The following is a 9,322-nucleotide window of genomic DNA, read 5'->3' as shown; positions in this document are numbered from 1 at the left end:
CCCATGACGAAATCCGCGTCGACGGCCGCCGGGTGCTGCGAAAAAGCCGGGAACCGTCGCTGCGGGTGCTGATGTATCACAAGCCCGCTGGCGAGATCTGCAGCCGAGCCGATCCGGAAGGGCGGCCGTCGGTATTCGACAACCTGCCAAAACTCAGAGGCGAGCGCTGGATTGCGGTGGGGCGCCTGGATATCGGCACCACGGGACTGTTGCTGTTCACCAACAACGGTGAGCTGGCAAACCGGCTGATGCATCCCTCCTATGAGATTGATCGGGAGTACCTGGTGCGGGTGCACGGCACCGTGGACGACGCCATGATCAAGCGCCTTCGCGAAGGTGTACTGCTGGAGGATGGTATCGCCAAATTCAGCGATCTGGTGGCCGGAGAGCGGGTGGGCAGCAATGGCTGGTACACGGTGGCGTTGATGGAAGGTCGCAATCGCGAGGTGCGTCGCCTGTGGGAATCCCAGGGTGTCGAAGTAAACCGCCTGAAGCGTGTGCGTTTCGGACCGATTTTTATGCCGTCCTATGTGCGCCGCGGTCAATGGATCGAGTTGGACGACAAGTCACTGGCGGACCTGTTGGCGGTGACGGAGATGTCGGTGCGCAAGAAGCAGCGCCAGCAACCTCCGCAAGAGAAGAAGCGCTGGGACCGGCAGTTGAAGCGGCTGCGCGCCAAGGGCCCGTCCTCCCGTTAGGTTTGAGTGGCTGCGGGCTTGCCCGTGGACTGGAGATTGAATTCACAGGCGCCGCCGCCGTACCGGAATGTCAGTCATGGAAAAACGTGCCTTTGTAACGGGTGCCACCGGCTTTGTCGGCGGCGCCCTGGTCGCGCAACTGGTCGCCGAGGGCTGGCAGGTGGTGGCGCTGGTGCGCGCCCACAGCGATACGGCCGGATTGTCGTCCCCGGGTATTGCGCTGGTTGTCGGTGACATCTGCCAGCCAGAGGGACTGGCGGATGCCATGGCAGGTTGTACGGTGGTCTTTCACTGCGCGGCCCTGACCGGTGTCGGTCACCGCATTGACGATTTCTATCGCGTGATTGCCGGGGGCACCGAGAACCTGCTTGGGGCGGCGCGGGCATCCGGCATCAAGCGCTTTGTCCTGGTCAGCAGCGTGGCGGTTTATGAGCTGGAGGGCGCCTCGCACTGCGATGAGCAACAGCCTCTACTCAGCAGCAGTATCGACCCCTACGGATGTGCAAAAATTCGGGCGGAGGCAGCCTGTCTGGCTGCGCACCGGCAAGGTCAGTTCGAGGTCAGTATCGTCAGGCCGGTGTTTATCTATGGGCCGGGGGACCGGCCGGGCGGTTTCCTGCCGGAACTGGCGGGGATGATGGCCCAGGGCAAGTTTCGCCTGATCGGCGGTGGCGGCAACCGGATTCCCATGGTGTATATCGACGATCTGGTGAACCTGTTAATCGCCTGCGCTGAACAACCCGGGGCCAGTGGCCAGGTTTACAATGCCTGCTCCGGGGAGTCGCCAACCTGGCGGGAACTGGCAACCGCGCTCAGTGACGGGTTGGGCCTCAATATGCCGGGGGTGGTCAACCCCCGTTTGGTGATGCCGGTGGCCGGAATGTTGGAGTGCCTGGCAAAGTTAAAACTGTTGCGCACCCTGCCGCTCAGCAAGGCGGCGGTGAAACTGCTGGCACGGGATGTGGTATTCCCGGCCGATAAGGCGGCGCGGGAATTGGGGTTTGTCTCCGGGGTGGGGTTTGCGGAGGGTATCGCGCATACCTTGCCCCTGCTCAAAGCATTCAGTCGTTGTACTAACCGGTAAAGTGAGTAGCCAAGTGTCAGATCCCAGCCCGTTTTCCCTGCGCCGCAATCTGCGGCTGTTGTTGAAACCCGAAGCAGGACAGCTGCGCCCCATCGATGGCCTGCGGGCATTGTCAATCCTGTTGGTGCTGGCCATTCACAGTGTCTGGTTTCTGTCTATCTTCGACACCACTGCCCCCAATTTTTTCTACGGCTCCCCGGTCTGGCTCAATTGGGTGTTCAACGGTGAATTGGGTGTCGACGTGTTTTTTGTCATCAGTGGATTTCTCATCTCATCCATCCTGATGAGCGAGTACCGGGATAGTGGTGGCATCCGCTTTGGCCGTTTTTACCAGCGCCGCTTTATGCGCCTGATGCCGGCCTACCTGCTGGCCATGGGGCTGGGCTTGCTGGCACTGCCCAATAAGGAGTACATCTGGAGCAACCTGCTGTATATCAATAACCTGTTGCCCGCCAGCACCCACTTCATGCCCTGGACCTGGTCACTGGCCATTGAAGAGCAATTCTATTTCCTGTTTCCGTTGTTGTTGCTGTGGGTCCTGCGCAAGCGCAGCCCGTTGTTTTTGGCTGGCCTGGCATTGGCGGCATTTGCCGGTTCATTGCTGATTCGCTACCTGTTGATCCAGCACTACCAACTGTCGCTACCCATCTGCTGGTATGAGAAATCCTGTGATGGTTTTTTTGCTGTCATTGATTCTATCTACGTGAAGCCATGGGCGCGCTTTGGCAGTTTCTTGCCGGGCATTTTTGCCGCCTATTTTCATGTCTTCCACCGGGAGCGACTCCGCGAGACTTTCCGGTGTTATCGCGGGGCGGTGGGGTTGTTGACACTGCTCTCTGTGCTAACCGTATTGCTGGTGCTCTCGGTGCCGGTCAACAATCAGCACGCCAGTTTTTCCGGGTTCTGGAGCACCCTGTACTACACCGGTTACCGCAACCTGTTCACGGCTGCTGTAGGTGTCATTCTCCTGGCCAGCCTTTACGGCGACTACGGCTTCAGCGGCTGGCTGGCCAGATTGCTGTCCTCGCCGGTACTTTATCCGATCGGTCAATTGGCCTATTCGACTTACCTGTTCCACCCCTTTGTCATTGGAGGGGTCTATACCGGCATTTTCCAGTCTGCCGTCGAGCTGTCCTCCATCCAAAAAATTGCCATGGCAGCAGCCATCGGTATACCCATGAGTCTGTTGGTCGCCGCGTTGGTCTATCTGGCTGTAGAGAGGCCAGTAATGAACTTGCGCGGTCGGCAGCGCCAGGTAGCAGAAGTGCTGGTTGAAGGCTGAGCCTCAGGCCATAAGCGGGAAGCTACTGGGCATCCAGTGACTGACCGGTCACCCCGGTGCTGTCATCGCCCATCAGGTAGAGATAGGTCGGCATGATTTCTGCCGGGGGTTTTACCGCAGCGGGGTTTTCCGCCGGATAGGCCGTTGCGCGCATGCGCGTGCGGGTGGCGCCGGGATTGATGCAGTTCACCCGGATATTACTGGTGCCTTCCAGTTCGTTGGCCAGTACCTGACAGAGGCCTTCGGTGGCAAACTTGGAGACCGCATAGGCGCCCCAGAAGGGCCTGCCGACGCGGCCCACGCCAGATGTGGTGAAAATAACGGAGGCGCTGTCCGATTTCTCCAGCAGCGGCAGCAATGCCTTGGTCATCATGAACTGGGCGGTGACATTGACCTGCATGACTTTCTGCCAGCTCTCCAGCTTGTAGTTGGCGATGGGGGTGCGCTGGCCCAGTTCGCCGGCATTGTGCAGCAGGCCGTCCAGTTTGCCGAACGTCTCTTCGAGCCGGTCGTGCATATCCTGGTAATCTTTTTCAATGGCGCCGTTCAGGCAAATGGGGTAGATCCCCGGCTGCGGGCCGCCAGCCGCTTCGATGTCGTCGTAAACCTGTTCCAGTTTCTGTACCGTGCGGCCAATCAGGATCACCGTGGCACCGTGGGCGGCAAAGGTCCTGGCGGCAACGGCGCCGATACCATCTCCGGCACCGGTGACGGCGATGATCTTGCCTGTGAGCAGGTCGGCGGGGGCTTGGTACAGTTTGGGGTCCATGGGCACTCCTTCAGAAAATCAGTTTTGCTAACTGGCTGGCGCAGTCCACGGTGTAGTGGGCGCCCCAGTTGGACGGATCATCATCCTCGTCGAGATAACCGTAGGTGGCGGCGATGGTGTCCGTGCCCGCTCGCAGTCCCGCCTCGATATCCCGCAGGTGATCGCCGACTAACACCGCCTGCTCCGGTGGCACGGCGATCTGCTGCAGTGCCAGCAGTACCGATTCCGGGTGGGGTTTGGTGTGCTGAACGTGGTCGGGACAGATCACCGCAGCCGGCGCTGCCCCCAGGGGCAGCTGTTCCAGTATGGCCAGGGTGTAGCGCTCCGGTTTATTGGTGACAATACCCCAGGGGATATGGTGTTCAGCCAACTCCGCCAGAAGCTCCACGATACCGGGGAAGGGGCGGGTGTGCTCCGCCAGATTCTCAAAGTAGAGCGCCAGCAACTGCTGGCGGATCGGTTCGAAATCCGGGTGGTCCTGTTCCAGGGAAAAAACGCCGCGGACAATGCCGGCGGAGCCGTGGGTTACCAGTCGCCGAATGCGGTCTTCGGTGAGCAGCGGCATCCCTTTGCTGGCCAGCAGGCGATTGGTGCAGGTCAGGAAGTCCGGGGCGGTATCCAGCAGCGTGCCGTCCAGGTCGAACAGCACGGCGCGGTATTTGGGGTGGGCGGTTTGTCGTTCAGGCATCAGGCGGGCTTGCGAGCATAGACCATGTAATTGACATCCACGTCCCGTTCCAGCAGCCGGTAGCGGCGGGTGAGTGGGTTGTAGACCAGCCCGGTCATGTCCAGTAATTCCAGTCCGCAATCCCGGATCCAGTTGCCCAGTTCCGAGGGGCGGATGAACTTGCCGTAGTCGTGGGTGCCCTTGGGCAGCATCCGCAGCAGGTATTCCGCGCCGATCACCGCCAGCAGGTAGGCCTTGGGGTTGCGGTTGATGGTGGAGAAATACAGGTGGCCGCCGGGCTTCACCAGCCGCGCGCAGGCGTTGATCACCGACAGCGGATCGGGCACGTGCTCGAGCATTTCCAGGCAGGTGACAATATCGAACTGCTCTGGTTGCTGTTGGGCCATCTCCTCGGCGGTGCAGCGCTGGTAGTTGACAGCGATACCGCTCTCCAGTCCGTGCAGTTGGGCCACCGCCAGCGGCGCCTCGCCCATGTCGATGCCGGTGACGTCCGCGCCGCGCTGGGCCATGGCCTCCGCCAGAATGCCGCCGCCGCAGCCCACGTCCAACAACTTGCACTCGGCCACCGGTGAGTGGCTGTCGATCCAGTTGGCGCGCAGCGGGTTGATTTCGTGGAGGGGCTTGAATTCGCGCTCCTTGTCCCACCAGCGACTGGCCAGGGCTTCAAATTTGGCGATTTCGGCGCGGTCGATATTGGGTGATGACATCTGGGTTCCGGGCATACTGTGAATTGCGGCTGTATCAGTGGTTGTCGACAAACTTGCGACGCCACTGCCGGGCCTTGATCAGGATCTCCTGTTCGTTGACGGTCAGCAGTTGTCGCTCGGACATCAGGGCGGCGCCGTTGACCCACAGGTGGCTGACGCGGCTGCCCGAGTTGGTATAGACCAGCTGGGAGGCGGGATTATACAGCGGTTCGGTTTCGATTGTCCCGAGCTCCACGGCGGCCAGATCCGCTGCCTTGCCGGCTTCAATGCTGCCGATGCGGTCGGCCCAGCCGAGTGCGCGGGCGCCGTTGATGGTGGCCAGTCGCAGGGCCTGGTGGGCGCCCACCACGGTGGGATCGCCGGCCACCGCCTTGGCCACCAGTGTGGCGGTGTGCAGCTCGCCGAACATGTCCAGGTCGTTGTTGCTGGCGGCACCATCGGTACCGATGGAGACATTTACCCCCGCCTCCTGCAGTTTCGCCACCGGGCACAGGCCGCTGGCCAGCTTCAGGTTGGATTCCGGGCAGTGGATCACCTGGGCGTTGTAGGCGGCGATGGTTTCGATATCGCCGTCATCCAGGGTGGTCATGTGTACGCACTGAGTTAATGGGGAGAAAAATTCCAGTTCCTTGAGCCGCTGGATGGGCCGCATGCCGTACTGCTTCAGGCTGTCGGCGACCTCCCCGGCGGTCTCGTGCAGGTGAATCTGTACGCAGGCATCCAGTTCTTCGGCGTAGCTGGCAATTTTGCGCAGGGGTTCATCCGATACGGTATAGGGTGCATGGGGACCGAAGGCGATGCGGGTCAGTTCGCGGCCTTTGTAGTCATCCCGCAGTTGCAGTCCCTTGTGAATGTATTCATCCGGTCCGCGTCCCCAGGGAGAAGGAAAGTCAAATACCGGAAAGGCAATCTGGCTGCGGATGCCTGCCTGGGAAGCGGCTTTGGCGGCATTTTCCGGGAAGAAGTACATATCGGAAAAGCAGCTGGTGCCGCTGCGAACCATCTCGGCGATGGCCAGTTCGGTGCCGTCCTGGACAAAGGTTTCACTGACCCAGCGCATTTCGACAGGCCAGATGTGCTCCTCCAGCCAGGTTTTCAGGGGATAGTCGTCGGCAAACCCGCGCAGCAGTGTCATGGCGGCATGGCCGTGGGCATTGACCAGCCCGGGTATCAGTACATGGTTTGGCAGTTCCACACACTGGCTGGGTCGGTATTTGCGTTGGGCTTCTGCCGTGGGCAGCAGGGCGACGATGTCACCACCTCGAACGGCCACGCTGCAATCTTCATAGACCTGGTCTTCCGGAATGACCGGGATAATCCAGCGGGCTGAAATCAGCAGGTCGATGGGTTCGGTGGTCATCGCGCGGCAATCCTGTAGCGGTTGTGGGGCAGGGCAGTATACCCGCAGAAAAAAGATCATTAAACAAAGGGATAGAGGAGCGTCGCGGGCGCGATTTATGGTATGATCTCGCGCTTGTTTTGGCGCCATTCGGTGCCCGAGCAGCAAAATAAGCAGAAGGGGATTGAGCAGTAGCATGGGTGAGTTAGCCAGAGAAGTTCTGCCCGTCAATATTGAAGACGAATTGCGCCAGTCTTACCTCGATTACGCCATGAGCGTAATTGTCGGAAGGGCGCTGCCCGATGTGCGTGACGGCCTGAAGCCGGTGCATCGCCGGGTGCTGTTTGCCATGAGTGTGCTCAACAACGATTGGAACAAGCCTTACAAGAAGTCTGCCAGGGTGGTGGGCGATGTCATCGGTAAATACCACCCCCACGGCGACTCCGCTGTCTACGACACCATCGTGCGCATGGCGCAGCCATTCTCGCTGCGCTATATGCTGGTGGATGGTCAGGGCAACTTCGGCTCCATCGACGGCGACTCCGCGGCAGCGATGCGTTACACCGAAATTCGCATGGCGAAGATTTCCCATTCGCTGCTGGCGGATCTGGAGAGGGAAACCGTCGATTATGTGGAGAACTACGACGGCACCGAGCTGATTCCCGCGGTGTTGCCCACCCGGGTGCCGAACCTGCTGGTCAATGGCTCGTCCGGTATCGCGGTGGGCATGGCCACCAATATTCCCCCCCACAACCTCAAGGAAGTGGTGAACGGCTGTCTGGCCCTGATCGACAACCCGGACATCTCCATCGATGAGTTGATGGAGTTTATCCCCGGCCCGGATTTCCCCACTGCCGCCATCATCAACGGCAAAGCGGGTATTGTGCAGGCCTATCGCACCGGCCGCGGTCGCATCTATGTGCGCGCCCGTGCGGTGGTGGAAACCGATGCAAAAACCGGCCGTGAAACCATTATTATCAACGAAATTCCCTACCAGCTGAACAAGTCGCGCTTGATTGAGCGCATTGCCGAGCTGGTGAAGGAAAAGAAACTGGAAGGCATTTCCGAACTGCGGGATGAGTCCGACAAGGACGGCCTGCGGGTGGTGATCGAAATCAAACGCAGTGACGTGGGTGAGGTCGTGCTCAACAACCTCTATACCCAGACTCAGCTGCAGGGCGTTTTCGGCATCAACATGGTGGCGTTGGTGGACGACCAGCCGCGCACCCTCAACCTGAAAGAGATGCTGGTGGCCTTTGTTCGCCACCGCCGCGAAGTGGTCACCCGTCGCACTGTGTTCCTGTTGCGCAAGGCCCGCGAGCGCGGCCACCTCCTCGAGGGTCTGGCCGTTGCCATCGCCAATATCGATCCCGTTATCGAGCTGATCAAGTCCTGTCCGACCCCGGCGGAGGCCAAAGAGCGCCTGATCGCCCAGGGCTGGGATGCGGCGGCGGTCAACCAGTTCCTAGCCCGCGCCGGCAGCAATGCCTGTCGACCGGAGGAGCTGGAGCCGCAATTTGGTTTGCGCGATGACAAATACTACCTGTCGCCCGCCCAGGCCCAGGCGATCCTGGAATTGCGCCTGCACCGCCTGACCGGTATGGAGCACGACAAACTGCTCGGCGAATATCAGGAAAAACTGCAGGAGATCGCCGAGTATCTGGAGATTCTGGGTTCCCATGGGCGGCTGATGGACGTGATTCGCGAGGAGCTGCGGGAAGTCAGCGAAGAGTTCGGCGATGAGCGCCGCACCGAGATCGTCGAGTCCCAGCACGACCTGACCATCGAAGACCTGATTACCGAAGAAGACCGGGTGGTGACCATTTCCCACGGCGGTTACGCCAAGACCCAGCCGCTCAGCGATTACCAGGCCCAGCGGCGGGGTGGTATGGGTAAGTCTGCCACTGCCGTGAAGGATGAGGATTTTGTTGAGCACCTGCTGATTGCCAGCACCCACAGCACCATCCTCTGTTTCACCAGTCTGGGTAAAGTGTATTGGTTGAAGGTGTACCAGATTCCGCTGGCCGGTCGCGGTTCCCGCGGTCGCCCGATGGTGAATTTGCTGCCGCTGGATGACAATGAGCGCATCACCTCCATCCTGCCGGTGGAGGAGTACCGCGAAGACCGCTACGTGATTATGGCCACCGCCAATGGCACGGTGAAGAAGACCGCCCTGGATCAGTTTTCCCGTCCCCGCAGCGTCGGTTTGCGCGCGGTGGATCTGATGGAGGGCGACCATCTGGTGGGCACCGCCATTACCGATGGCAGTTGTGATGTGATGCTGTTCAGCAGCGAGGGCAAGGCAGTGCGCTTTGCCGAAGAGGATGTGCGCGCCATGGGGCGGGTGTCCAAGGGCGTGCGCGGCATGCGCCTGCCGCAGGCACACCGGGTGCTGTCCATGCTGATCCCGCAGGAAAACGGTTGCGTGTTGACGGTCTCTCAGAACGGTTACGGCAAACGCACGGCGTTGTCCGAGTTCCCCACCAAGGGGCGCGGCGGCAAGGGCATGATTGCCATCCAGGCCAGTGAACGCAATGGACCGCTGGTGGGCGCCGTACAGTTGTTCGAGGGCGATGAAATCATGTTGATATCCGACCAGGGCACCATGGTGCGCACCCGCAGCGAGGAAATTTCCGTGCTGGGCCGCAACACCCAAGGGGTGCGGGTGATCCGCCTCAAAGAAGCCGAGTCACTGGTGGGCCTGGCCCGTATCGAAGAACAGGAACAGCCGTCCGATGAAGAGAGCGGTGAGTAA

8 protein-coding genes are annotated in these 9,322 nt (G+C 60.4%); 4 read left to right on the top strand and 4 right to left on the bottom strand.

Annotation, left to right across the window (positions count from 1 at the left end; all coding sequences use genetic code 11):
- The 3 genes from ABY948_RS02140 to ABY948_RS02130 form a co-directional block, all read left to right on the top strand.
- The coding region (locus tag ABY948_RS02140; RefSeq protein WP_461480860.1) for a pseudouridine synthase at window positions 1-698 on the top strand (698 nt) is incomplete at its 5' end.
- A gap of 76 nt (window positions 699-774) precedes the next feature.
- Window positions 775-1,782, top strand: coding sequence for an NAD-dependent epimerase/dehydratase family protein (locus tag ABY948_RS02135; RefSeq protein WP_461480859.1), 1,008 nt, complete (start codon window positions 775-777; stop codon window positions 1,780-1,782).
- A gap of 13 nt (window positions 1,783-1,795) precedes the next feature.
- Window positions 1,796-3,064, top strand: coding sequence for an acyltransferase family protein (locus tag ABY948_RS02130; RefSeq protein ID WP_461480858.1), 1,269 nt, complete (start codon window positions 1,796-1,798; stop codon window positions 3,062-3,064).
- A gap of 22 nt (window positions 3,065-3,086) precedes the next feature.
- On the opposite strand, the gene ABY948_RS02125 is transcribed toward ABY948_RS02130, so the two are convergent.
- Genes ABY948_RS02125 through ABY948_RS02110 form a run of 4 tightly spaced genes read right to left on the bottom strand, consistent with a single transcriptional unit; the run spans window position 3,087 to window position 6,588 of the window.
- Window positions 3,087-3,833 carry a YciK family oxidoreductase gene (locus ABY948_RS02125; RefSeq protein ID WP_461480857.1) on the bottom strand — a complete coding sequence of 249 codons (747 nt, stop codon included), beginning with the start codon at window positions 3,831-3,833 and terminating at the stop codon, window positions 3,087-3,089.
- 10 nt (window positions 3,834-3,843) lie between these two features.
- Entirely contained in the window at window positions 3,844-4,521 is a 678-nt protein-coding gene (locus tag ABY948_RS02120) for an HAD family hydrolase (RefSeq protein WP_461480856.1), read from the bottom strand.
- Entirely contained in the window at window positions 4,521-5,228 is a 708-nt protein-coding gene (gene ubiG / locus ABY948_RS02115; protein WP_461480855.1) for a bifunctional 2-polyprenyl-6-hydroxyphenol methylase/3-demethylubiquinol 3-O-methyltransferase UbiG, read from the bottom strand. Before ubiG ends, ABY948_RS02120 begins: the two co-directional genes overlap by 1 nt.
- 34 nt (window positions 5,229-5,262) lie before the next feature.
- Window positions 5,263-6,588, bottom strand: coding sequence for a TRZ/ATZ family hydrolase (locus ABY948_RS02110; RefSeq protein WP_461480854.1), 1,326 nt, complete (start codon window positions 6,586-6,588; stop codon window positions 5,263-5,265).
- 175 nt (window positions 6,589-6,763) lie between these two features.
- On the opposite strand from ABY948_RS02110, the gene gyrA reads away from it, so the two are divergent.
- Entirely contained in the window at window positions 6,764-9,322 is a 2,559-nt protein-coding gene (gene gyrA, locus ABY948_RS02105; RefSeq protein ID WP_461480853.1) for a DNA topoisomerase (ATP-hydrolyzing) subunit A, read from the top strand.

Source organism: Porticoccus sp. (assembly GCF_041592135.1).
In the GTDB taxonomy this organism is placed as follows: Bacteria; Pseudomonadota; Gammaproteobacteria; order Pseudomonadales; family Porticoccaceae; genus Porticoccus.
Note: the sequence above shows the minus strand (reverse complement) of the source record. Positions and strands in the feature narration are given on the sequence as shown.